The organism is Mycobacterium sp. Soil_C_30, from assembly GCF_057656995.1.
This window is the reverse complement of the sequence record NZ_JBDGJH010000033.1, coordinates 1-23,571: the sequence shown is the minus strand read 5'-3', so window position 1 is coordinate 23,571 and position 23,571 is coordinate 1. Positions and strand designations below refer to the sequence as shown.

The window sequence follows — 23,571 nt, the reverse complement described above, 5'->3', positions numbered from 1 at the left end:
CAGGATCAGAATCGAAAGGGCCGAAACATGGGATATGCCGGACGTCCGCCGGACAATGGCGAACCGGTGATCATCGACTGTGATGACTGCGCGGTACGTGGCCCGGGTTGTCGAGATTGTGTGGTCAGCGTGCTTCTGGGTGTTCCGGACACTTTGCTGGCCGACGAACGGGCGGCACTGGAGGTGCTCGCCGAGGCCGGGATGGCACCACGTCTGCGGCTCGTGCCGATCCACCGCACACCCAAACCGGGGGTAGCGTGACGCGCGGTAGTGGAGAACACGACAACCGCCGTGACGGCTGTTAAATTTACGTCTCCTGTTGGACAACGCCGATGCCGTTTCGTAACCTATCTGAGACCTAAGGCGGTTCGAGGGTGACGCAGCAGCGGCACGTCGAAAGCAGTTTAAGGACCCGTAATCTTGAGTTTTGTCGGCTCGGAGTGGCTCACGCGCGTATCGAAGCGCTCTCGCAAGGGTGCCGTCTGTGCGGTGGCCGGTTTCACCGTGATGGCGGGTGTCCTCGCCTCGAGTGTGCAAGCCGACCCGGCCGAGGATGCGCTAGCAAAGCTCAACGATCTGTCGCGTCAGGCTGAGCAGACCACCGAGGCCATGCACAGCGCACAGCTCGACCTCACCAAGAAGCTGGAAATCCAAGCGGCGGCCGACAGGAAGCACTCCGACGATCTGGCCGCAGCCGAGGCGGCCAAGGCCAAGCTGGCGACCTTCCAGAGCGGCGTCGACGAGTTTGCCGCCGCCATGTACATGGGTGGGCGCACCGACGGCATGACCGCCATCCTCACCGCCGAGTCGCCGCAGGGTCTGATCGAGCGGTTGGCGGTGCAGCGTGTCATCGCCGGCGAGCTGTCCGACCAGATGGCCGAGTACCGCAAGGTCAGCGACCAGGCCGCCGCGGCCGAGACCGCTTCCGCCCAGTCGGCGGCCGACGCCAAGACCGCCGCCGAGCAGGCCGCGGCCGTCCGCGCCGAACTCCAGGCCAAGCAGAGCGACCTGCAACTCAAGATCGCCGTGGTGAAGTCGCAGTACGACTCACTGACCGAAGCGCAGCGGATGGCGCTGGCCGCGCCCGGTCCGGTACCCCCGGCGCCCGCCGCCCTCCCGGCTCCGCCACCCGGTGCTGCACCTGCGCCGCCCCCCGAGATCCTCGCCGCGCCGCCGGCGCCGGGCCTGCCGCCGGTCGGTGTACCGCCGGGCGACCTGGCACCGCCGGAGCCCCCTGCGCCGCTGCCCGGTGCGGGAAGCCCGGTGGGTTCGACGGTGGTGCAGGCCGCGCTCACCAAGGTCGGCTCGCCCTACTCGTGGGGCGGATCAGGCCCGGGCCAGTTCGACTGCTCCGGCCTGGTGATGTGGTCCTTCCAGCAAGCCGGTATGTCGCTGCCGCACTCCAGCCAGGCGCTGGCCTCCGGCGGTCAGCCGGTGTCGCGGGATCAGCTGCAGCCCGGTGACGTCGTGAACTTCTACTCCGATGCGTCTCACACCGGTATCTACGTCGGCGACGGCATGGTGGTGCACGCATCCACCTACGGCGTTCCGGTCAAGGTGGTGCCGCTTGACGGCGCCGGACCGTTCTACAACGCACGCCGCTACTGACGCCGCCCCCGGCCACCGCGCCCGGCCCCGTTGGCCGGTCGCCGCGCTGGCGGCCGCACTGATCGCCCAGTTGCTCGTCGCCGTGGCGGTGGTGCAGACCCCGCAGGCACTGCCACCGGCCCCGGCCGCTCCGGCGGCGGCGCAGTCGCATCCCGGCGGTCAGCGCGATGTCACCCTCGTCAGCCTCGGGGGTGCGGCCACGGATCCGCTGCTCCGGCGCATCGCCGTCGAACTCGACGGCGCCGTCGACCGGGTGGAGTCGTTCTGGGGTAACGAATGGCCGCATGAGGTGGTGGTCGTCGCGGCGGGCACCGAGGCCGAGTTCCGCGAACAGGCCCCCGGCGTGCCCGACCCGTCGCACATCGCTGCGGTCACGGTCGCCGATTCGGTGAACCCGCAAGAGAACTCGGCCACCGGCCAACGGATCGTCTTCGCCCCCGGTGCCGTCGCGATGAGTCCGGACGCGTTGCGACTGGTCCTGACCCACGAACTGTTCCACTATGCCGCCCGCGCGTCGACCGCCTCGGATGCGCCCCGCTGGATCACCGAGGGCGTCGCCGATTATGTTGCGCGCCCGTTCATCCCGGGCCAGCCCAGACAACCAGGAGTGCCGCAGGCGTTGCCGTCGGACGAGGACTTCTGGGCCACGGAGCCGGCGCTGAGCCTGGCCTACGACCGGGCCTGGTTGTTCGCCCGCTATCTCGCCGACCGATACGGTGCACCGGCGCTGCGGTCGTTCTACGTGTTGGTCGCCGGACCGGACCGCACCGACCTGGACACCGCGTTGCGCGAAGTGTTGCGTACCGATCCGGCAGACGTCCTCACGGGGTGGCAGGAGTGGTTCGTCCGCAACGGGCTAGCGTGACACCCGATGACACGGGTCCTGCTGGTAACCAACGACTTTCCACCCCGCCGCGGAGGCATCCAGTCCTATCTCGAGCAGTTGGTGTTGCGGCTGGGCACCTCACATGAGCTGACGGTGTACGCGCCGCGGTGGAAAGGGGCCCGGGAGTATGACGCCGTGCTGGATTTCGAGGTGGTCCGCCACCCCGGCACGTTGATGATTCCCGAGCCTGGGGTGGACACCAGGATGCGCGGGCTGATCCGGACCCGCGATATCGAGACCGTCTGGTTCGGCGCGGCAGCACCGCTGGCACTGCTGGCGCCGCGCGCACGTAAAGCCGGGGCCGCGCGCGTCATGGCGAGCACTCACGGTCACGAGGTCGGGTGGTCCATGCTGCCGGTGGCACGCTCGGCCCTGCGCCGCATAGGCGACGGGACGGATGTGGTGACGTTCGTCAGCCGCTACACCCGGGGACGGTTCGCGTCGGCGTTCGGTCCCCACGCCGGCCTCGAACACCTGCCCTCAGGCGTCGACACCGAGCGTTTCCGCCCCGACGCCGCCGCCCGCGCCGAACTGCGGGCCCGGTACGGCCTCGGCGGCAGGCCGACCGTGGTGTGCGTGTCGCGGCTGGTGCCCCGCAAGGGCCAGGACATGCTCATCCGGGCGTTGCCCCGGATCAGGGACCGGGTGCCCGGGTCGGCGCTGGTGATCGTCGGCGGGGGACCGGACCTGGAGCGGTTACAGGGGATCGCCGCCGAGTCCGGTGTCAGCGAGCACGTGGTGTTCACCAAGGGCGTGCCGGGCGAAGAGCTGCCCGCGCACTACGCGCTGGGCGACGTCTTCGCCATGCCCTGCCGGACCCGTGGCGCCGGCCTGGACGTCGAAGGGCTGGGCATCGTGTTCCTGGAGGCCTCGGCCACGGGTATCCCGGTGGTGGCCGGTGATTCCGGCGGCGCCCCGGAAACCGTCCTCGAAGGGCAGACCGGCCATGTGGTCGACGGCCGCGACGGCGACCAGATCGTCGCCGCCATCAGCGCCCTGCTGGCCCACCCCGAACGCGCGGCCACCATGGGACGACGCGGCCGCGACTGGGTCACCGAGCACTGGCGCTGGGACACCATCGCCGCACGGGCGGGCCGGCTGCTGGAAGGCTGACCGGCTCAGCCCTTGGCGTACAGCGCGTCGATCTCGCCGGCGAACTTCTCGGCGACCACCTTGCGCTTGACCTTCATCGTGGGGGTCAGTTCGCCGGTGTCCTCGGTGAAATCGACCGGCAGGATGCGGAACTTGCGGATCTGCTCGGCATGCGACACCGCGGTGTTGGCCTGCTTGACCGCGACATCCACCTCGGCCACCAGATCCGGGTCTGCCGCCAGGTCGCCGACACTGGCGTGAGAGTCCTTGCCGTTGCGTTGCTTCCAGCCCTCGAACGCCTCGGGATCGATGGTGATCAGTGCGCCGATGAACGGTTGCGCGTCCCCGACGGCCATCGCCTGGCTGATCAGCGGATGGGCCCGCAGCTGGTCTTCGAGCACCGCCGGGGCGACGTTCTTGCCGCCCGCGGTCACGATGATCTCTTTCTTGCGGCCCACGATCTTGAGGAAGCCGTCGGCGTCCACGTCACCGAGATCGCCGGTGTGGAACCAGCCGTCGGTGAAGGCATCCGCGGTGGCCTCCTCGTTGCGCCAGTACCCGTGGAACACCACGCCGCCGCGGACCATCAGTTCACCGTCGTCGGCGATCCGCATGCTGTTGCCCGGCACCAGCTTGCCGACGGTGCCCACCTTGAGCGCGCCCACCTGGTTGACGGTGATCGCGGCGCTGGTCTCGGTCAGCCCGTAGCCCTCGTAGATGGTCAGCCCGACACCGCGGTAGAAGTGGCACAGCCGGGCGCCCAGCGGCGCGCCGCCGGAGATCGAGGCGCGGCAGTCACCGCCCAGTGCGGCGCGCAGCTTCCCGTACACCAGCTTGTCGAACACCGCGTGCTTGAGGCGCAGGAGCAGCCCGGGTCCCGAACCGTCCTGCGCTTCACTCCATGCGATGGCGGTCTGCGCCGCGATGGCGAAGATCTTGCCCTTGCCGTCATTGGCGGCGTTCTGCTCGGCGGTGTTGTACACCTTCTCGAACACCCGCGGGACCGACACCACGATGGTCGGCTTGAACACCGAGAACATCGGCACCAGGTTCTTGATGTCGCTGGTGAACCCCACGGTGACCTTGTTGTGGAAACCGGCGATGGTGATCGCCCGCGCCAGCACGTGCGCCAGCGGCAGGAACACCAGCAGCCGTTCACCCTTCTGCAGCAGCGTCGGCAGCGCGGCCTTGGCGCCGCGGGTCTCGTGCAGCAGGTTCGAATGCGTCAGCTGGCACCCTTTGGGGCGGCCCGTGGTGCCCGAGGTGTAGATCAGGGTGGCCGGGGAGTCGGAGCCGACCGCGGCCACCCGCCGGTCCACTTCGGCCGGATCGACGGAGGCGCCGCCCTCGGCGAGCGCCGCGAGCGCCTTGGGCCCGGTCCCGTCGATGGTCAGGACCTCGCGCAGGTCGGGCAGTTCGCCGGTGAGCTCGGCGGCCAGCGCGGCGTGCGCGTCGGTCTCGGCGAACAACAGCACCGCCGCGGAGTCGGTGAGTACCCAGCGCACCTGCTCGGCCGAGGACGTCTCGTAGATCGGCACGGTCAGTGCGCCGACACTGAGGATCGCCAGATCGAGGATCGCCCACTCGTAGCGGGTGGCGCTCAGGATCGCGACCCGGTCACCGGGATTGACCCCGCGGGCGATCAATCCCCGCGCAGTGGCCCTGATCTGGGCGGCGGCCTCGGCGCAGGTGACATCGATCCACGCGCCGTCGACGAGGCGTTGGTAGATGACGTGGTCAGGGTCGTCGCGCTCGTGCTCGAAGACAGCGGAGGCGACGTTGTCCTGCTCGCCGACCGAAAACGAAGCGGGAACACTCAACTCGCGCAATGTCGGACCTCTCGTCGCCGAACTCCGGATAGTGGACACGAGCCTAGTCGCTGTCCAGCCGGGCGTGTGACGTCATTCACTCGTGAGGTCCTCGCCGGGGACCGTCGCCGGTGTGTGAAGCTAGGGCGGTGAACAGCATTCAGGTGGCCGACGAGACCTTCGTGGCTGCCGACGGCCAGACGGTCAGTGCGGCAGTCGCCGATCCGGCGCGCTGGCGGCGCTGGTGGCCCGACCTCGTGCTGCAGGTGGTCGAGGACCGGGGCGACAAAGGCGTGCGCTGGACGGTCGCCGGCCCGGTCACCGGCACCATGGAGATCTGGCTGCAACCGGTGCTCGACGGAGTCAAGCTGCACTACTTCCTGCACGCCGAGCCCGCGGGTGTGGCGGCCTGGCAGCTGGCCAAGCTGAACCTGGCCAAGCTGACCCACCGGCGCAGGGTGGCCGGTAAGCGGATGGCGTTCGAGGTGAAGGCCGAGGTGGAGCGTGATCGCCCGGTGGGAGTGGCGCCGCAACCCGGATAGCGGGCGGCCGATTCTGCCGGAAGGGTAGCGTTTGTCACCGTAAGCAGGGTTCGACAGGTAGGACGGCGATCAGTGGCGGACAAAACGGCGCAGACCATCTACATCGATGCCGACCCCGGCACGGTGATGGACGTGATCGCCGATATCGGGTCCTATCCGGATTGGGTCAAGGAGTACAAGGACACCGAAGTACTCGAATCCGACGACGACGGCTACCCCAGGAAGGCGCGCCTGGTGCTCGACGCCGCCGTGCTCAAAGACACCATGGTGCTGGAGTACGAGTGGCCCGCTGACCGTCGCTCGGTGCGGTGGTGGCTGGTGTCGAGCACGTTGCTCAAGGCGCTCGACGGGGCATACCGGTTGCAGCCCAACGGATCTGGCACCGACGTCACCTATGAGCTCGCGGTGGACCTGATGATTCCGATGATCGGCCTGCTCAAGCGCAAAGCGGAGAAACGGCTCACCGACACCGCGTTGAAGGACCTGAAGAATCGAGTCGAGGGCTGAAAGAGTCCAGCGCCCGCATCAGCCTGTTCGTCGGCAAAGGCGGCGTGGGCAAGTCGACGCTGGCCGCCGCCACCGCCGTTCGCGACGCCCGGGCCGGGCGGCGGGTTCTGGTGGTCTCCACCGATCAGGCCCACTCGCTCGGCGACGTGCTGTCCGTCGACGTGCCGCCCACCGGCGACCGGAACCCGGTCCGGGTGTACTCCGACGAGGGCGGCGGCTCGCTGGATGCGCTGGCGCTGGACACGCTGGCCCTGCTGGCCACACGCTGGCGCGAGCTGGCGGCTCCGCTGGCGCAGCGCTTCCCTGGATCGGATCTGGGTTCTGTTGCCCCCGAGGAACTCTCGGCGTTGCCGGGGATCCAGGAGGTGCTGGGCCTGTACGAGGTCGGTGCCCTGGCCGATTCCGGGGACTGGGACCTGGTGGTGGTGGACTGCGCGTCCACGGCGGACGCCTTGCGCATGCTGACACTGCCGTCGACGTTCGGGCTGTACCTCGAGCGGGCCTGGCCCAGGCACCGCAGGCTCAGCACGGCCGACGGCGGAGCCTCGGCGCTGATCGTGGACCTGCTCGAGCAGGTCAACGTCGGGGTGGAGCGGTTGAGCGCGCTGTTCACCGATCCCGAGGTGGTGAGTGCGCACCTGGTGCTGACCCCGGAGCGGGTGGTGGCCGCCGAGGCGGTGCGCACACTCGGAACGCTTCTGTTGATGGGTGTGCGGGTGGCCGAACTCATCGTGAATCAAGTTCTGGTGCAGGATGATTCATTCGAATACCGGAACCTGCCCGAGCATCCGGCCTTCGATTGGTATTCCGAACGAATCGTCGAGCAGCAGGCGGTGCTCGACGAACTGAGCACCCGTACCGGCGAGGTGGCGCTGGTGCTCACCCCGCACCTGGCCGGGGAGCCGATCGGACCCAAGGCGCTCGGTGCGCTGCTCGACGGTGCCCGGCGGCGCGGGGGAGCGCCGCCACCGGGGCCGCTGCGCCCCGTCGTGGAGCTCGAATCGGGCTCGGGTCTGGAATCGGTGTACCGGATGCGGTTGGAGTTGCCGCAGGTCGACACGGGCTCGCTCACCTTGGGCCGGGTCGACGACGATCTGGTCATCGGTGTGGGCGGGATGCGGCGTCGGGTCCGGCTGGCCTCGGTTCTGCGCCGCTGCATCGTCATGAATGCCCAATTACGGGGTACTGACCTCACTGTGAGATTTCGACCGAACCCGGAGGTGTGGCCGGCATGAACCCGAAGGGGCACGCCGACCTGGGCCCTGAACTGCGCCAGCTCGCGCAGGCCATCCTGGACCGACTCGACCCTGCGCTGCGCGCCGCGGCCACTCTGGCGGCAGCACGCGCCCAGGACGGTCCCGGCCGGTGTCAGCAGGTGTGGTGCCCGGTGTGTGCGGCGGCCGCCCTGGTCACCGGCGAGGAACACCCGCTGTTGACGGTGGTCTCCGAACACGGCGTCGCGCTGCTGGCCGTGGTGCGGGCCGTCCTCGATGACGGCGCCGAGCCACCGACTCCCGAGCCCCCGCCGGGTGGGCCGCCGGATTCCGGTCCGGCCGGGGAGACCGGCCGCTACCAGCCGATCCCGATCATCGTCGAGGAATAGACCCTGTGGTCGGTTGCACCGGCGATGAGTAGAGTTGGCCCGGAGCACCGCCGTCCGGTGCGCCGCAGCGGGAGGGTCCATGTGGTATTGGCTGTTCAAGTACGTATTCATGGGGCCCCTGCTGTCCTTGCTCGGCAGGCCGAAAGTCGAAGGGCTGGAGCACGTTCCGAGTAGCGGGCCGGCGATCCTGGCCAGTAACCACCTGGCGGTCGCCGACAGTTTCTACCTGCCGCTGGTGGTGCGCCGGCGGATCACGTTCCTGGCCAAACAGGAGTACTTCACCGGCACCGGTCTCAAGGGCTGGTTCACCCGCTGGTTCTACACCGTCGCCGGGCAGGTGCCGATCGACCGCACCGATGCCGACTCCGCGCAGAGTGCGCTGAACACCGCGGCCCGCATCCTCGCGCAGGAGAAGCTCCTCGGCATGTACCCGGAGGGCACCCGGTCACCCGACGGCCGGCTCTACAAGGGCAAGACCGGCCTGGCGCGGCTGGCGCTCGAAACCGGTGTCCCGGTGATTCCGGTCGCGATGATCGGAACCGACGTCGTGAACCCACCGGGCAGCAAGATGTGGCGCTTCGGCCGCGTCCAGGTGCGCTTCGGCAAGCCCATGGACTTCTCCCGTTTCGAGGGCCTGGCCGGTAACCGGTTCATCGAGCGCGCCGTCATCGACGAGGTGATGTACGAGCTGATGCAGCTCTCGGGTCAGGAGTACGTCGACATCTACGCGGCCACCCTCAAAGAGGGTGTGCCGGGGCCGGATTCTGGGCCGGGTTCGCGGCTTCCCGAGAGCGCGGCGGGCTGACCTTCTCGGTGACGGCCAGTCCGGCGACCACCAGGACGGCCAGCGCCCACCACACGTAGGACCCGCCGAGCAGTTGACGCCACCACGACGCCGCGGCCTCGCGGTGCTCGGGCAGCAGTTCGATGGGGGTCCACACCAGCAGGGCGATCCCGGCCGCGGTCAGCGCCGCGAGTGCGGCACTGCGCCGCCGCCAGGCCAGCACCGCGAGCACCACCAGCGCCGGCAGCGTCCACACCCAGTGGTGTGACCACGACACCGGGGAGACGATGAGACCGAACAGGGCGATGCAGATCAGCGCCAACACCGGTTCGTCGGCCCGCAGGACCCGCCGCCCCGCCCACACCGCCAGGGCCAGCGCCGCAAAACAGGCGGCCGTCCACAGCACGAAATGGGTGGTCTCGCTGTACTCCTCGCGGGCCAACAGGGCGGCGATGTTCTGGTTGGTGTTCAGGGTGGAGTTGCCGATGCGGTCGGTGTCGCGCAGCGTCGTCGTCCAGTACTCCCACGAATCACGCCACGCCAGAACACATCCGAGGACGGTGGCGGCGGCGAAGGCGATCATCGAGGTCACCGCGGCGCGGACGTCGCGGCGCAGCGCGAAGTACACCAGGAACACCGCGGGCGTCAGCTTGAGCGCGATCGCCACGCCCAGCAGGACCCCGCGCGGCCACGGTGTCCGGCGCGGCACGCAGTCGGCGATCACCAGCGTCATCAGCACCACGTTGATCTGGCCGAATTCGAAATTGGCGCGCAGCGGTTCCAGATGGCTCACCGCCAGCGCGACGATGGCCAACGCCACGAACGTGCGGCGCAGCCACGCCGGGTCGGTGACCGCTCCGGCGTCGGCCCAAAAATCCAGCCGGGTCAAGACGATGACACATGCGACCACCAACAGCACCAGTGTGATCAACGTCATGATCGCGCTCGCCGCGGGCAACGGCAGCCAGGCGAAGGGCGCGAACACCACCGCCGACAGCGGGGGATAGGTGAACGGCAGATCGATCCCGCCCAGGGTGTGGAACATGGCGTCGGCGTACAGCGGGTCGCCGTCCAGCCAGGCCCGCCCGCCCATGCGGTAGACGTCGATGTCGATGCGGTAGGGCGTGTGCCCGAGGAGCAGCCAACCGACGTAGCCGAACCCGGCCAGCGTCAGCGCTTGGAAGGCACGCCACAGCACGCGCTGGGTCCCCGCCGAGAGTCGGTCCGGACCGCCCATACTGCCCCCGCCGGGCCACCGCCGAATAGTCATGACAGCGACAGCCTATCCGGGCTTGCCGGGCCTTTGGCGTACCCGACCCCACCTGCGCAGCCGTTTCGGCACCACTTTCGCCCCAGGTGAGCGTAAGTTCTCGGCCGTGCCCGACGAGTGGAGATTCGATTTCGACCTGGTGCCGGAGATCCCGGCCAGCCGGGTCCCCCTGATGTGGTGCCTGATCGCGTTCCTGGTGACCTTCCTGATCACCCGCACGATCGTGCGGTACATCCGGGCGCACGCCGACAGCGACGCCCCGAAGAAGTGGTGGCAGCCGCGCAACATCGGCAGCGGCGGCGTGCACATCCACCACGTGGTGATCGGCGTCGTGCTGGTGATGGTGTCCGGGGTGTCGATGGTGACCCTGGCCGTCAATGGCGGTGTCAGGGAGTTCACCGCCGCGGCAATCCTTTTCGGTGTGGGCGCGGCCCTGGTGCTCGACGAGTTCGCCCTGATCCTGCACCTGCAGGACGTGTACTGGGCCGAGGACGGCCGCACGTCGGTGGACGCGGTGTTCGCCGCGGTGGCCGTTGCGGGCCTGCTGGTCCTCGGTTTCAATCCGCTGTCGTTCTTCGACATCACCATCTGGCGCGAGGACGACTCCCTGATCTCGCGTGCCCTGGTGATCGGGGGCGCGATCTACACCTTGGCGATGGCGGTGATCGTGCTGCTCAAGGGCAAGGTGTGGACCGGGCTGATAGGCATGTTCTTCAACCCGCTGCTGATCGTCGGCGCGATCCGGCTGTCCCGGCCGCACGCGCCGTGGGCGCGCTGGCGCTACACCACCCGCCCCAAGAAGATGCACCGCGCGTTGGAACGGGAGCGCTACATGCGCCGGCCGGTGGTGCAGGCCAAACTCTGGGTGCAGGACGCCATCGCCGGGATGCCGCACTTCCCCGACGACGCCGCGGTGGACGCGCAGCTGGACCGCGAGATCCACGCGGCGGCACCGCCACCGTCGGCCAGGGTCGAGGCGCAGGCCCAACCTGCTGTTCAGCGGGCTGGTTAGGGTCTACGGGTGCGGTATTTCTACGACACCGAGTTCATCGACAACGGGCGCACCATCGAGCTGATCTCGATCGGGGTGGCCGCCGAGGACGGCCGCGAATACTACGCAGTGTCAACGGAATTCCCGCCCGAGCAGGCCGGCAGCTGGGTGCGCAAGCACGTGCTGCCCAAGTTGCCGTCACCGTCGTCGCAGCTGTGGCGGTCGCGACGCCAGATCCGGGAGGATCTCGAGGAGTTCTTCGGCATCGACGGCGACGAGCCGATCGAGTTGTGGGCCTGGGTGGCGGCCTACGACCACGTCGCGCTGTGCCAGCTCTGGGGCCCGATGACCAACCTGCCGCCACAGATCCCGCGCTTCACCCGCGAGCTGCGGCAGTTCTGGGAGGACAAGGGGTGCCCCCGGATGCCCCCGCGGCCCCGCGACACCCACGACGCGCTCGTCGACGCCCAGCACAACCTGCGGCGCTTCCAGATCATGACCGAACTCGACGACGACTACGCGCGGTGGGCCGCAGGCCGCGGATGAAAGCCACTCCGGGCTGGTCAGGGCCGGTGTCACCCGCGGTTACCATGGATGGGTGAACTGGACCGTCGATGTTCCCATCGAGCAGCTGCCTTCGCTTCCTCCGCTGCCGGATGACCTGCGGAAACGGCTCGATTCCGCCCTGGCACGGCCCGCCGCGCAGCAGCCCGGCTGGGATGCCGGCCAAGCGCAGGCCATGCGCACCGTGCTCGAGAGTGTCCCCCCGGTCACCGTGCCGTCCGAGGTCGAGAAGCTGAAGGGGCTGCTGGCCCAGGTGGCGCGCGGTGAGGCGTTCCTGCTGCAAGGCGGTGACTGCGCCGAGACCTTCGCCGACAACACCGAGCCGCACATCAAGGCCAATATCCGCGCTCTGCTGCAGATGGCCGTGGTGCTGACCTACGGCTCGAGCATGCCGGTGGTGAAGCTGGCCCGGATCGCCGGGCAGTACGCCAAGCCGCGGTCCTCCGACATCGACGCCCTCGGGCTGCGGTCCTACCGCGGTGACATGGTCAACGGTTTCGCCCCGGACGCCGCGGTGCGCGAACACGACGCCTCGCGGCTAGTGCGTGCCTACGCCAACGCCAGCGCCGCGATGAACCTGGTGCGGGCGCTGACGTCGTCGGGCCTGGCCTCGCTGCACCTGGTGCACGACTGGAACCGCGAGTTCGTCCGCACCTCACCGGCCGGTGCCCGCTACGAGGCGCTGGCGGGGGAGATCGACCGCGCGCTGCGGTTCATGAGCGCCTGCGGCGTGGCCGATCGCAACCTGCAGACCGCCGAGATCTTCGCCAGCCACGAGGCGCTCGTGCTCGACTACGAGCGTGCGATGCTGCGGCTGTCCACCGACACCTACGGGGAAACGGAAGCGGAGCCCAAGCTCTACGACCTCAGCGCGCACTACATCTGGATCGGCGAGCGCACCCGTCAACTCGACGGCGCGCACATCGCCTTCGCCGAGGTGGTGGCCAACCCGATCGGCGTCAAGCTCGGGCCCACCACCACCCCGGAGATGGCGGTCGAGTACGTCGAGCGCCTGGACCCCAACAACGAGCCGGGCCGCTTGACGCTGGTGACCCGGATGGGTAACAGCAAGGTCCGTGATCTGTTGCCGCCGATCATCGAGAAGGTGCAGGCCACCGGTCATCAGGTGATCTGGCAGTGCGATCCCATGCACGGCAACACCCACGAGTCCTCGACCGGATACAAGACCCGTCACTTCGACCGCATCGTCGACGAGGTGCAGGGCTTCTTCGAGGTGCATCATGGGCTCGGCACCCATCCCGGCGGTATCCACGTCGAGATCACGGGCGAGAACGTCACCGAGTGTCTCGGTGGGGCACAGGACATCTCGGACGACGACCTGGGCGGCCGGTACGAGACCACCTGCGATCCGCGGTTGAACACCCAGCAGTCGCTGGAGTTGGCGTTCCTGGTCGCGGAGATGCTGCGCGACTAGGGCCGGGACCAGCGCCCGGAGGCCGAGGCTGCGAGGGACGAGCAGTCGAAGGAGATCCGGGCCGGGACCAGCGCCCGGAGGCCGAGGCTGCGAGGGACGAGCAGTCGAAGGAGATCCGGGCCGGGACCAGCGCTCTAGATCAGACTCGTCAAGTTGCTGCCCAGCGTCCACGCCGCGGCGGCCACCCCGCCGGTGAGGATCAGCACCACCAGCACCCACACCAGCGTCATCCGGCGGGCGCGCTGGCGCGCCCACTCGAACTCCGAGATCTCGATGCCGGCGAACTGAGCTGCCCGCGAGTCGTATTCGACATCGGGGACTGGTTGCTCGGCAGGGGGCTGCGGTTCCTGCCAGTCGTCGGGTCCCCGGGTGAACACCCGGGTGGGATTGTGCGGCCGCTGCTGCGTGGTCTGCGCCTCGTTGATCCGGCTGTGATGCCGGGCCGCCGAGGTGTGTTGGGCCGAGTTCCGTGGTGCGGGAACCCGGAACGGCGGCAGCCCGAGGTCGACGGCGATGTCTTCGAGGTCGGCACTCATGTCCATGGCGTCGGCATAACGATCGCCGGGATCGCGGGCCGTCGCGCGCAGCACCAGCTCGTCGAACTGCGCCGGCACACCGGTGATTCCGGCGCTGGGGGGCGGCACATCGTGTTCGAGCCGCTGGTATGCGACGGCCAGGGAGGTATCGCCGGTGAACGGTGTTGTGCCGGTGAGCAATTCGTAGGTCAGGATGCCCAGCGAATAGACGTCGCTGCGGGGGCCGGCGTTGCCGCTGCTGACCTGCTCGGGAGACAGATAGGCCGCGGTGCCCAGAATGACGCTGGTGGAGGTGATCCCGGCCTGCGCGACGGCCCGCACCAGACCGAAATCGGCCAGCTTGACGTCGCCGTCGTCGGAGATCAAGACGTTCTCCGGTTTGACGTCGCGGTGCACCAGGCCGCCGCGGTGCGCCACGGCCAGTCCCCCCAACAGGGGCCGCAGCACGGCGGTGACGGCGTGTGGCGGCATCGGCCCGCGCTCACGCAGCAGTTCGCGCAGTGTGCCGCCCTCCACGAGCTCCATGACCAAAAAGGGCGGCCACCCGCTGGGTTCTCCGCCGCCCTGGTCGAAGACGGCCACCAGGCCCGGGTGCGACAGCCGGGCCACGGCGCGTGCTTCCAGTTGAAAGCGCGTCAGGAATTGGTGGTCACCGGCATACCGGGAGTCCATCACCTTGATCGCGACGGGCCGGTCGAGGCGGATGTCGGTGCCGCGATACACCGTTGACATCCCGCCGGTCGCGATCTGGGTCTCCACCCGGTAGCGACCGTCCAGCAGGGTGCCCTCGAGCGGGTCATGCGGCGGCGGTGCGGTCACCGGGCCATGGTAAGCGTGACCGGTTGCGGCCAATGCGATGGCAAGGCCGCCGCCCGGCGTCCTACACTTCTCCGGTGAGCAGCATCCCCGCGGGCGACGACGTGCTCGATCCGGCCGAACCGGTCCACGACCTGCCTACCGTCGCCCACATGCTCGGTATCCCCGTCACGAAGGTGCACCAGTACCTGCGCGACGGCCACCTGGTGGCGCTGCGGCGGGACGGCGTGGTGGTGGTACCGCAGATCTTCTTCACCCCGTCCGGGCAGGTGGTCAAGCCGCTGGCCGGGTTGCTGGCAGTGCTGCGTGACGGCGGCTACCGCGACACCGAGATCCTGCGCTGGCTGTTCACCGCGGACTCCTCGCTGACGGCGACCTTCGACGGCAACCGCGAGTCGGTGCTCAATGCCCGGCCGGTCGACGCGCTGCACGCCCATCAGGCGCGCGAGGTGGTCCGCCGCGCCCAGGCCATGGCGTACTAGACAGCGGCCTACTGGACCGTCTCGCGGGTGGCGGTGTCCTCGCGGCGCAGCCAGTACCACGCCCCGACCGCGCACGCGGTGGCCAGTATCACGTGGATCCACACGTACATGCCATGGGAGCCATCGGGTTTGAAGATCACCATGATCCAGGTGGAGAACCCGGCGATGGCCGCGACGGCCCGCCGGGACTGGGCGATCGCCGAGATCACCGCCAGCGGCCAGGTGTAGTACCAGGGCAGCGCGGCCGGAACGAACAACACCACCACCAGCATCGCCCAGCCGATGCCCAGCACCACCTCACGGTCATCGTGGCGGTAACGCCACCACAGCAGCGGCAGGCTGACCGCGATGACAAGGATGCCGGCAATGCGGGTCACGTCCAGCACGGCGTAGAAGTTGACCGGCACCAACAGCCCGCCCACGGCGTTGGTGACATTGGCGATGGCGGTGGGAATGGTGAGCCAGTTGATGATCTTGACCGACCCGGCCAGTGCGGTGAGCCAACCCAGACCCACCCCGGCCGCCAGGGACAAGATGGCGAACACCCCCACGAAGATCGCCACCGAACCCGTGGCGGCGATCGCGAAGGCCGGCAGTGTGCGATAACCGCGCCGGTCCCGCAGCGCCCGCATCCACACCCAGACCATGAAGGGCAGGGCCAGCCCGGCGGTGGCTTTGACCGCCACGGCCACCGCGGCCAGTGCCACCCCGGTGACGAACCGGTGCGCGAACACGAAAGCGATGCCGGCCATCATCAGCCCGACCATCAGCATCTCGTTGTGCACCCCGCCCATCAGGTGGATGATCACCAGCGGATTGAGTGCACAGATCCACAGCGCCACAGCGCCGTTGGTGCCCAGGTGCCGGGCGATGCGCGGTGCGGCCCAGATCAGCAGGGCCAGCCCGGGCAGCATGCACAGCCGCAACACCATGGTGCCGGCGACGACGTTGTCGCCGACGAGCATGGTGACGAACTTGGCCACCAGGATGAACGCCGGACCGTACGGGGCGGTGGTGGTGGTCCAGATCGGACTCACGTTGTCCAGCAACGGGTTCGGATTCTCGATCGGTCCCACCGCATAGGGGTCGAAGCCGTCCCGCAGCAGCGCGCCCTGCGCCAGGTAGGAATAGGTGTCGCGGCTGAACAGCGGCACCGACAGCAGCAGGGGAGCCAGCCAGAAGCCGGTGGTGGCCACCATCGTGTACTCGTCCACATGGTGTGTGCTGCGGTCGAGCATCCGTCGGCCCAACCACAGCCAGGCCACCAGCATCACCGCGACGCCGCCCCACAGGAACACCGAGGACAGCACCAGGCCGTGCCCGAACCGCAGCCACGACAGGTGCATCGACTCCAGGACGGGATCCTGGGAGCGGGTGCTGCCCGCCCCCAACCCACCCGCGGTGATCATGAGCGCACCGAGGAACCCGAGCAGCGCCGGCCGGGCCTCCTCGGTCTGGCTGAACGCGCGCAGGCGCGCCAGATGACTCGGGCGTTCCGCGGTGGATGACGTCATCAGCTGCTCAGGCCGACCGGTTGGAGACCAATCTGGCGAGTTCGGCCAGACCGATCTTCGCCTGCTCGCTGATCGGCGCCGTCGCCAGCATGTCGGTGGCCCGGCGCGTCAACGTCTCGATGCGGGCTTCCACCGCGGCCAGCGCACCCACCGACTCGATCACCTGACACAGCTCCCGAACCTGGGGTTCGGTCAGTTCGGTGCCCACCGAGGTGCGCAGCAGTTCGGCGGCGAGGGGATCCGATTTCCCGGAGCGTTCCACCGCTTCGGCCAGCAGCACGGTGCGCTTCCCGGAGCGCAGGTCATCACCGGACGGCTTACCGGTGACCGCCGGGTCGCCGAACACACCGAGCACGTCGTCGCGCAGCTGGAACGCCACGCCCAGATCGTTGCCGACCTCGTGGAAGATGGCCTGCACGTCGGGCCGGTCAGCGGCCGCGGCCGCACCCAGCTGCAGCGGGCGGGCGATGGTGTAGGAGGCGGTTTTGAAGGTGTTGACCTTCATGGCCGATTCGATGGACTCGTCGCCGCTGGACTCGTTCACGATGTCCAGGTACTGGCCGCCGAGCACCTCGGTGCGGATGTCCGACCAGACGCGCCGCACCCGGCGGTGTGCGTCCACGGACAGGGGAGCGGTGGCGATGATGTCGTCCGCCCAGCACAACGACAGGTCCCCGAGCAGGATCGCCGCCGACAGCCCGAACTGGCCGGCGGATCCACGCCAGCTCTGTTGGCGGTGCAGGTCGGTGAAGTGGACGTGCACGGTGGGCCAGCCGCGGCGCGTGGCCGACGCATCGATCACGTCGTCGTGGACCAGGGCGCACGCCTGCAGCAGTTCCAGCGCGCCGAAGAGGCGCAGAACGTCGGGGTCCAGGGTCTTGGCGGCGTCACCGCTTTGGTCGGGTGCCACCGCCCGCCAGCCCCAGTAGGCGAACAGTGGGCGCAGCCGCTTGCCGCCGCGCAGCACGAATTCCTCCAGCGCAGCGATCAGCCCGTCGTAATCGGTGCCGATGTACGCGGCGGCTTCCCGGCGTTCCCGCAGGTAAAGCCGCAATTGCTCGGTGACGGCGCCGGCCAGCTCCATAGCTGTCGGTGCCGCGACTTCGACGCTCAGCGCGGCGCCCCTTTCTCCTGCTTGCAGGCTCGCATCCGGTGTGCAGTCCCCCGAGCGCATACAAGGGTAGAGCGTCGGCGTCCGTTCGCGTGACTCAGACCACCGGTGTGGTGTCGCGCGGGCGCGCCGACGGCTCCCGGCCGCACTTATGCTGGGTGGGTGAAAACCAGGAGTGCCGGTAGCAGCACGACATCGGTCGTGGACCGGATCGCCCAGGTCGGCAGCGACCGGGTGCCGTTCTCCGTGGAGTTCTACCCGCCGCGGGACGCCGCCGCCGAGGCGCGTCTGTGGCGCGCGGCCAGGATCTTCGAACCGATGGGACCGGCGTTCGTGTCGGTCACCTACGGCGCGGGCGGCTCCACCCGTGACCGCACCGTCCGTGTCGTCGGCCAGCTGGCGGAGTCCACCACGCTGCTGCCGGTTGCGCACCTGACCGCCGTCGGGCACTCGGTGGGCGAGCTGCGCGCGATGATCGGCGCCTACGCCGACCGCGGTATCCAGAACGTGCTGGTGTTGCGCGGTGATCCGCAGGGCGGGGTGCACGAAGAGTGGGTCAAGCACCCCGAGGGCCTCGAGTACGCCGTCGAGATGGTCGAGATGGTGCGCGGGCTCGGTGACTTCCACGTCGGGGTGGCCTCGTTCCCCGAGGGTCATCCTCGTGCGGTCGACCTCGAGCAGGACACCGCCAACCTGGTGGGCAAGCTGCGGGCCGGCGCCGAGTACTCCATCACCCAGATGTTCTTCGACGTCGACGACTACCTGCGTCTGCGTGACCGGGTGGTGGCCGCCGACCCCGAGCAGGGCGCCAAACCGCTGATCCCCGGGCTCATGCCCATCACGTCGCTGCGGGTGCTGCGCCGGCAGTGTGAGCTGGCCGGCTCGCAGATCCCGCCGGCGCTACTGGACCGGCTGACCGCCGCCGCGGGCTCCGGTCCCGAGGAGGACCGCGATGAGGTCCGCAAGGTCGGCATCGAACTGGCCACCGAGATGAGCGCCCGGCTGATCGCCGAAGGCGCGCCGTGTCTGCACTTCTGCACGCTGAACTTCGCCCGGGCCACCGGTGAGGTGCTGGCCAACCTGGGCCTGATGGCGAAGGTCTGACTAGCGGTTGTTGAACCGCGGTGAGCGGTCCCTGGCCATCCAGGCCAGCAGCCCCACCAGGCCCGCGACCACCAGCGACGAGATGCCCAGCACCAGCGCACCTCCGGTGAACGAGCGGGTGCTCGGGTCGGTGTAGCGAGCCTGCGCGCTCATGGTGTTGACGATTCCCGGCTTGAGTTTCCACTCCACGATGTCGGTGTCGATGCGGTTGCCGTTGGTGGAGGTGATCTCGCCGGGGAACGACACGGTCAGTTCCACCTCGGCTTCCTGGTCGGTGAGCGAGGTCAGGTCCACGCGGCCTTCGAGGATCACCAGGTTGCCGGCGCGGCGGAAGGACAGGTCGACGCCCGCGGCGTCGGGGTTGATGTTGGCCAGCTGCGGCACCTCGGCGAAGCTGAGGTTGGAGAACACCGCCTCCGAGCCCACATACCCGTCGTTGTCGGTGTAGTCGCTGATCGCGACCTTCTGCGAGAACGGCACGTTGGACGAGAACTGCGGGCCCTTGTCCTGATCGTCGGCCGGTTTCGCCGCGGCGATGATCTGCCCCGACACCAGGTCGTCGGGGGAGACGGTGAGCGTGGTGCGCACCTTGACGCATCCGACCGCCAGGGGAGCGACCACCAGGAGCAGGACGGCCAGGGCGAGCATCCGGATCCGGCGGGGGTGTTGTGGCCTGCGCACCGGGTCATCGTGCCAGACCGGGGCGGTGGACTCCCCGCTAGAGGGGAAGATCGCGGCCGAGGATCGCGAACGCGCGCGGGTCGCCGGCGAAGTGATAGCCGCGGATCACGTCGGTGAAGCCGAGCCTGCGGTACAGCCGCCACGCCCGGTTGGCTTCGCCGTTGATCTCCGGTGTCGACAGCAGCACGTGGGCTTCGGCCCGGCCGGCGAGCAGTCGGCGGGCCAGCGCCTCACCCAGGCCGCGGCCCTGCGCCGGTGGGTTGATGTGCAGTTCGGTGAGTTCGAAATAGCTGCTCATCAGGTCATTGATCTCGGTGGCGCTGCGTCCGGCGCGGCGCAGTCCCTGCACCACCTGCTGCTGCCACCACTGGTCCGGTGCGCCGCAATACCCGTAGGCCACCCCCAGCAGGGGCGCCGAGGTGAAATCCGGGTCGGCCGGCTCCGCGGAGGGCTCGGCGTCGACCTCGACGGCGGCCACGGCTTTCCAGCCCTTTCTGCGGGTGTGTTCCAGCCACATCGACGCGCGCTGGTCCTCCGTCCCGCGGGGGTAGCGCATGGCATCGACGTACACGCTGAGCGCGTCCCCGAGGCGGTGGCGCATGGCGTCGGGCGACAGGTCGATGAGATATGTCGCCAATGCTCGATGTCCTCCGGTAGCCGTCGCGGCGTCGTTCTTCGTTGGTGGTTTCACTCGACGAACCGAGTTTCCCTGACGAACTCATTATCTTCGGTGAGGGGAGTGCATCTCACAGATGTCGTAAGTCATACAATCGGAAGGCGAACTAGGTGGTACGGCTCAGATTCACCTCGTATCATCGTTGTTAGCAGCTCGCAAAAGCGGGCAACTAGTTGTACACACCCGCACCACTCCGACCACAAGAGAGGCCCACCGGCCCCTCGGTCACGACCCGCCGCGCCGGCAAGGAGGGACGAATGCCACTCTCCGATCATGAGCAGCGCATGCTCGACCAGATCGAGAGCGCTCTCTACGCCGAGGACCCGAAGTTCGCTTCCAGTGTCCGCGGCGGCAATCTTCGCGCCCCGTCCGCTCGCCGCCGACTGCAGGGTGCCGCGCTCTTCGTGATCGGTCTGGCGATGCTGGTGTGCGGCGTCGCGTTCAAGGCGACCATGATCGGTGGTTTCCCGATCCTGTCCGTCATCGGATTCATCGTGATGTTCGGCGGCGTCGTGTACGCCATCACCGGTCCGCGTGGCGTCGGCAAGGACAAGTCGGCCCCGGCCCCCGGTGGCGCGAATCGTCAGAAGAAGTCCAAGGGCGGCGGTGGTTCGTTCACCAGCCGGATGGAGGACCGTTTCCGTCGCCGCTTCGACCAGTGAGCTGAACCGGCGCGCCTGAACCCGCGCGCCGGCCCTGGTCCCGCCCCCCCGCTTCCCCCACAAGGCCCCACTAGGGGCCTTTTTTGTTGCCTACACACGGCTGACCTGCTCTTTCTCTCCTCGAGATGAGACGCGCAGGTCTCTTCGTCGACCCCGCCCGGCGCTGGCGGGGGGCCGTTTGGGGAGCGGGGTGGGGCGCGACACTCTCAAAGTGGCAACAGATGGAGAAAAGTGGGGGATTGTGGGGTATCGTGGCTGACGTTGGAGAGGACGGGATCCGAACCGCGGGGCCTGGAGGTGACGAGTGTTTCTCGGCACCTACACGCCCAAGCTCGACGACAAGGGGCGGCTGACACTGCCCGCCAAGTTCCGCGACGCACTGGCAGGAGGGTTGATGGTCACCAAGAGCCAAGATCACAGCCTTGCCGTCTACCCGCGTGCGGAGTTCGAGCAGGTGGCTCGCCGGGCTGCGCAGGCATCGCGCAGCAACCCCGACGCCCGGGCCTTCCTGCGCCACCTGGCGGCGGGCACCGACGAGCAGCACCCGGACGCACAAGGCCGGATCACCCTGTCCGCCGACCACCGGCGCTACGCCGGTCTGTCGAAGGAGTGTGTGGTCATCGGCTCCGTCGACTACCTGGAGATCTGGGACGCCCAGGCCTGGCAGGACTACCAGCAGCTACACGAAGAGAACTTCTCCGCGGCCAGCGATGAAGCACTCAGCGACATCATCTGATTGGGAGGCCCATCCGGAATGTGAGCCGGCACGTGCCCGTGCCTCGTGGCCTCTGCCCGAGCCGACCCTGGCGTACTTCCCCAACGCCAGGTTCTCGCTCTCGGACAGGGACCTGGAGGCAAGGGCCGTCCGCCCGCTCCGCCGGATGTCGGTGTGCAGAACAACAGGAAGCGGTGTCGCGGTGGCGGACGAAAATCGGGGCGGAGGTCCCGGGGGAGCCGAGTACGGGCACATCCCGGTTCTCCTCGACCGGTGTGTCGAGCTGCTCGCCCCGGCGTTGACCGCACGCGCCGCCGACGGGTCGGGCGCGGTCTACGTGGACGCCACTCTGGGAGCGGGCGGTCACACCGAACGACTGTTGACCGATCTGCCCGGGCTGCGCGCCGTCGGGCTGGACCGTGATCCCTCCGCACTCGAGATCGCCGGTGGCCGGTTGGCCCGCTTCGGTGAGCGGGTGACACTGGTCCGCACCCGCTACGACGGCATCGCCGACGCGCTGACCGAATCCGGTTATGCCGCATTTGATTCGGTGGACGGGGTGCTCTTCGACCTCGGTGTGTCGTCGATGCAGCTGGACCGCACCGAGCGGGGATTCTCCTACTCCGCCGACGCCCCGTTGGACATGCGGATGGATCCTGATCTGCCGCTGACGGCCGCCGACATCCTCAACACCTACGACCATGGACCGCTGACGGCGATCCTGCGGGAGTTCGGCGAAGAGAAGTTCGCCAGCAAGATCGCCAAAGAGGTGATCCGCCGCCGGCAGCGCCAGCCGTTCGTGAGCACGGGCGACCTGGTCGAACTGCTCTACGACGCCATCCCGGCGCCGGCGCGGCGCACCGGCGGGCATCCGGCCAAGCGCACTTTCCAGGCGCTGCGGGTGGCCGTCAACGCCGAACTCGATTCGCTGCGCGCGGCGTTACCCGCCGCGCTCGCGGCGCTGCGGCCGGGCGGTCGTGTGGTGGTGATGGCCTACCAGTCTCTGGAGGACCGCATCGTCAAGAGCGTTTTCGCCGAGGCCACGGCCAGCCGCACCCCGCCGGGCCTGCCTGTCGAACTTCCAGGGCACGAACCGGAATTCGGGTCGTTGACGCGAGGTGCCGAACGCGCCGACGCCGACGAGATCGACCGTAATCCACGTAGCGCCGCGGTCCGGCTGCGCGCGGTAGAGCGACTGACAGGGAGGGTGCGGTGATGAAAACCAAGCGCAGCAGCAGTCCGAAGGCGCAGCACCCTGACGACGAGATCGTCATCCGCAGTGCCGACCGGCGTCGTGGCCGCCCGGACACCAAGTCCGAGCCCAAGGGCAAGGGCAAGAAGCCGCGCACCCCGGCTGAACCGGCCCGCACGCGTAAGACCAAGGGTGCCAAGGCCACCCGCGGCCGTGCGCCCGGCCGCGAACCGCGCGGTCTGGGCACCCCGCCCGGGCATGCGCCGGCCACCACACCGGTCCGCCGTCCCGCGCCGGCCAAGAACGCCAGCCAGGCCAAGGCGCGCGCCAAGGCCCGGAAGGCCAAGGCGCCGAAGGTGGTTCGTGTTCCGCTGCGTCAGCGGATCATCACCCGGCTGGAGACCATCGACCTGCGTCCGCAGGCACTGGCCGCCCGCGTCCCGTTCGTGGTCCTGGTGATCGGGGCCCTGGGCGTCGGTCTGGGGGTGACACTGTGGTTGTCCACCGACGCCGCCGAACGGTCCTACCAGCTGGGCAGCGCCAAGCAGACCAATGAAGCGCTGCTGCAACAGAAAGAGGCCCTCGAACGCGACGTGTTGGAGGCCCAGGCGGCGCCCGCGCTGGCCGAAGCGGCGCGCGGGCTTGGGATGATCCCGTCCCGTGACACCGCGCACCTGGTGCAGGACCCCGCAGGCAACTGGATGGTGGTGGGCACCCCCAAGCCGGCCGAGGGCGCACCTCCGCCGCCCCTGAACACCCCGCTGCCCGAGAACACCCCCGCGCCCCGGCCCCAGGCGGTCACCGCCGCGCAGGATCCCGGCAATCCGGAACGCCCCGTGCGTATCTCGGGCACACCGGGTACGCCCAGCGCGGCCGGCACGCCCGGCGCGCCGGCTGCGACACTTCCCGCCGGCCCCGAGGTACCCGTCCGGATCCCGGTCCCCGGCGCCCCGGCCGGGACCGACCATGCACCGGCGGGCCCGCCGGCCGAA

24 protein-coding genes and 1 pseudogene are annotated in these 23,571 nt (G+C 69.0%); 18 read left to right on the top strand and 7 right to left on the bottom strand.

All coding sequences use genetic code 11. The features are described from left to right. The first annotated feature begins 27 nt into the window (after positions 1 to 27). From AC3A6P_RS34315 to AC3A6P_RS34300, 4 genes are all read left to right on the top strand, one after another. The gene (locus tag AC3A6P_RS34315) at positions 28 to 261 is read left to right on the top strand and encodes a hypothetical protein (protein WP_487696857.1); all 234 of its coding nucleotides are present in this window, start codon (positions 28 to 30) and stop codon (positions 259 to 261) included. A gap of 246 nt (positions 262 to 507) precedes the next feature. Beyond that, complete coding sequence (gene ripC, locus AC3A6P_RS34310; RefSeq protein WP_487696897.1) at positions 508 to 1,608, top strand: peptidoglycan hydrolase RipC; 1,101 nt, start codon at positions 508 to 510, stop codon at positions 1,606 to 1,608. 70 nt (positions 1,609 to 1,678) lie between these two features. Beyond that, positions 1,679 to 2,473, top strand: coding sequence for a hypothetical protein (locus AC3A6P_RS34305; RefSeq protein ID WP_487696895.1), 795 nt, complete (start codon positions 1,679 to 1,681; stop codon positions 2,471 to 2,473). A 6-nt stretch (positions 2,474 to 2,479) separates the two neighbouring features. After that, positions 2,480 to 3,607: a glycosyltransferase family 4 protein gene (locus AC3A6P_RS34300; protein ID WP_487696856.1), complete on the top strand. Its 1,128-nt coding sequence runs from the start codon at positions 2,480 to 2,482 to the stop codon at positions 3,605 to 3,607. Positions 3,608 to 3,612: 5 nt separating this feature from the next. Here the strand turns inward: AC3A6P_RS34300 and AC3A6P_RS34295 are convergent, their stop codons facing one another. After that, positions 3,613 to 5,415 (bottom strand): AMP-dependent synthetase/ligase, encoded by a 1,803-nt coding sequence (locus tag AC3A6P_RS34295; protein WP_487696855.1) that lies wholly within the window; start codon positions 5,413 to 5,415, stop codon positions 3,613 to 3,615. Positions 5,416 to 5,543: 128 nt separating this feature from the next. Here AC3A6P_RS34295 and AC3A6P_RS34290 point away from each other — a divergent pair, with 128 nt between their 5' ends. The 5 genes from AC3A6P_RS34290 (at position 5,544) to AC3A6P_RS34270 (ending at position 8,851) form a co-directional block, all read left to right on the top strand. Continuing rightward, a complete protein-coding gene (locus AC3A6P_RS34290) occupies positions 5,544 to 5,936 on the top strand; it encodes a polyketide cyclase / dehydrase and lipid transport (protein WP_487696854.1) in 393 nt (130 codons plus the stop codon). A gap of 72 nt (positions 5,937 to 6,008) precedes the next feature. Then, positions 6,009 to 6,443: an SRPBCC family protein gene (locus AC3A6P_RS34285; RefSeq protein WP_487696853.1), complete on the top strand. Its 435-nt coding sequence runs from the start codon at positions 6,009 to 6,011 to the stop codon at positions 6,441 to 6,443. Then, the gene (locus AC3A6P_RS34280; RefSeq protein WP_487696893.1) at positions 6,440 to 7,678 is read left to right on the top strand and encodes an ArsA family ATPase; all 1,239 of its coding nucleotides are present in this window, start codon (positions 6,440 to 6,442) and stop codon (positions 7,676 to 7,678) included. Before AC3A6P_RS34285 ends, AC3A6P_RS34280 begins: the two co-directional genes overlap by 4 nt. Next, a complete protein-coding gene (locus AC3A6P_RS34275) occupies positions 7,675 to 8,046 on the top strand; it encodes a hypothetical protein (RefSeq protein ID WP_487696852.1) in 372 nt (123 codons plus the stop codon). The genes AC3A6P_RS34280 and AC3A6P_RS34275 overlap by 4 nt, the downstream gene beginning before the upstream one ends. Positions 8,047 to 8,125: 79 nt before the next feature. Continuing rightward, positions 8,126 to 8,851 (top strand): lysophospholipid acyltransferase family protein, encoded by a 726-nt coding sequence (locus AC3A6P_RS34270; RefSeq protein WP_487696851.1) that lies wholly within the window; start codon positions 8,126 to 8,128, stop codon positions 8,849 to 8,851. Here AC3A6P_RS34270 and AC3A6P_RS34265 read toward each other — a convergent pair. After that, the gene (locus AC3A6P_RS34265; RefSeq protein WP_487696850.1) at positions 8,784 to 10,100 is read right to left on the bottom strand and encodes a glycosyltransferase 87 family protein; all 1,317 of its coding nucleotides are present in this window, start codon (positions 10,098 to 10,100) and stop codon (positions 8,784 to 8,786) included. The two genes, AC3A6P_RS34270 and AC3A6P_RS34265, sit on opposite strands and share 68 nt — an antisense overlap. Before the next feature lie 172 nt (positions 10,101 to 10,272). Between AC3A6P_RS34265 and AC3A6P_RS34260 the strand changes: the two genes are divergently transcribed. The 3 genes from AC3A6P_RS34260 to AC3A6P_RS34250 are packed head-to-tail and all read left to right on the top strand — an operon-like array spanning position 10,273 to position 13,090. Further along, positions 10,273 to 11,112 (top strand): hypothetical protein, encoded by an 840-nt coding sequence (locus AC3A6P_RS34260; RefSeq protein ID WP_487696891.1) that lies wholly within the window; start codon positions 10,273 to 10,275, stop codon positions 11,110 to 11,112. A gap of 9 nt (positions 11,113 to 11,121) precedes the next feature. Further along, positions 11,122 to 11,637: a polyadenylate-specific 3'-exoribonuclease AS gene (locus AC3A6P_RS34255; RefSeq protein WP_487696849.1), complete on the top strand. Its 516-nt coding sequence runs from the start codon at positions 11,122 to 11,124 to the stop codon at positions 11,635 to 11,637. 52 nt (positions 11,638 to 11,689) lie between these two features. Beyond that, entirely contained in the window at positions 11,690 to 13,090 is a 1,401-nt protein-coding gene (locus AC3A6P_RS34250) for a class II 3-deoxy-7-phosphoheptulonate synthase (protein ID WP_487696848.1), read from the top strand. 134 nt (positions 13,091 to 13,224) lie between these two features. Here the strand turns inward: AC3A6P_RS34250 and AC3A6P_RS34245 are convergent, their stop codons facing one another. Beyond that, entirely contained in the window at positions 13,225 to 14,445 is a 1,221-nt protein-coding gene (locus tag AC3A6P_RS34245; RefSeq protein WP_487696847.1) for a protein kinase domain-containing protein, read from the bottom strand. Between the two features lie 74 nt (positions 14,446 to 14,519). On the opposite strand from AC3A6P_RS34245, the gene AC3A6P_RS34240 reads away from it, so the two are divergent. Beyond that, positions 14,520 to 14,924, top strand: a complete 405-nt coding sequence (locus tag AC3A6P_RS34240) for an Rv2175c family DNA-binding protein (protein WP_487696846.1) — start codon at positions 14,520 to 14,522, stop codon at positions 14,922 to 14,924. Here AC3A6P_RS34240 and AC3A6P_RS34235 read toward each other — a convergent pair. Together AC3A6P_RS34235 and idsA2 are read right to left on the bottom strand one after the other, a co-directional pair. Beyond that, a pseudogene (locus tag AC3A6P_RS34235) lies at positions 14,845 to 16,438 on the bottom strand (alpha-(1->6)-mannopyranosyltransferase A). The gene AC3A6P_RS34240 and the pseudogene AC3A6P_RS34235 overlap by 80 nt on opposite strands. A gap of 7 nt (positions 16,439 to 16,445) precedes the next feature. After that, positions 16,446 to 17,522: a bifunctional (2E,6E)-farnesyl/geranyl diphosphate synthase gene (idsA2, locus tag AC3A6P_RS34230; protein WP_487696889.1), complete on the bottom strand. Its 1,077-nt coding sequence runs from the start codon at positions 17,520 to 17,522 to the stop codon at positions 16,446 to 16,448. A gap of 228 nt (positions 17,523 to 17,750) precedes the next feature. Between idsA2 and AC3A6P_RS34225 the strand changes: the two genes are divergently transcribed. Next, entirely contained in the window at positions 17,751 to 18,653 is a 903-nt protein-coding gene (locus AC3A6P_RS34225; RefSeq protein ID WP_487696887.1) for a methylenetetrahydrofolate reductase, read from the top strand. Here the strand turns inward: AC3A6P_RS34225 and AC3A6P_RS34220 are convergent, their stop codons facing one another. Together AC3A6P_RS34220 and AC3A6P_RS34215 are read right to left on the bottom strand one after the other, a co-directional pair. Beyond that, positions 18,654 to 19,301, bottom strand: a complete 648-nt coding sequence (locus AC3A6P_RS34220; RefSeq protein ID WP_487696886.1) for a DUF3153 domain-containing protein — start codon at positions 19,299 to 19,301, stop codon at positions 18,654 to 18,656. Between the two features lie 70 nt (positions 19,302 to 19,371). Beyond that, on the bottom strand, positions 19,372 to 19,971 hold the full coding sequence (locus AC3A6P_RS34215) for a GNAT family N-acetyltransferase (protein ID WP_487696845.1): 600 nt from the start codon (positions 19,969 to 19,971) through the stop codon (positions 19,372 to 19,374). 296 nt (positions 19,972 to 20,267) lie between these two features. On the opposite strand from AC3A6P_RS34215, the gene AC3A6P_RS34210 reads away from it, so the two are divergent. The 4 genes from AC3A6P_RS34210 to ftsL form a co-directional block, all read left to right on the top strand. After that, positions 20,268 to 20,672: a DUF3040 domain-containing protein gene (locus AC3A6P_RS34210; RefSeq protein ID WP_487696844.1), complete on the top strand. Its 405-nt coding sequence runs from the start codon at positions 20,268 to 20,270 to the stop codon at positions 20,670 to 20,672. Positions 20,673 to 20,976: 304 nt separating this feature from the next. Then, positions 20,977 to 21,408 (top strand): division/cell wall cluster transcriptional repressor MraZ, encoded by a 432-nt coding sequence (gene mraZ, locus AC3A6P_RS34205; RefSeq protein WP_487696843.1) that lies wholly within the window; start codon positions 20,977 to 20,979, stop codon positions 21,406 to 21,408. After that, positions 21,383 to 22,603 carry a 16S rRNA (cytosine(1402)-N(4))-methyltransferase RsmH gene (gene rsmH / locus AC3A6P_RS34200; protein WP_487696842.1) on the top strand — a complete coding sequence of 407 codons (1,221 nt, stop codon included), beginning with the start codon at positions 21,383 to 21,385 and terminating at the stop codon, positions 22,601 to 22,603. Before mraZ ends, rsmH begins: the two co-directional genes overlap by 26 nt. Continuing rightward, positions 22,603 to 23,571: cell division protein FtsL (gene ftsL, locus AC3A6P_RS34195; protein WP_487696841.1), on the top strand; the 969-nt coding region annotated here is incomplete at its 3' end. The genes rsmH and ftsL, both read left to right, overlap by 1 nt.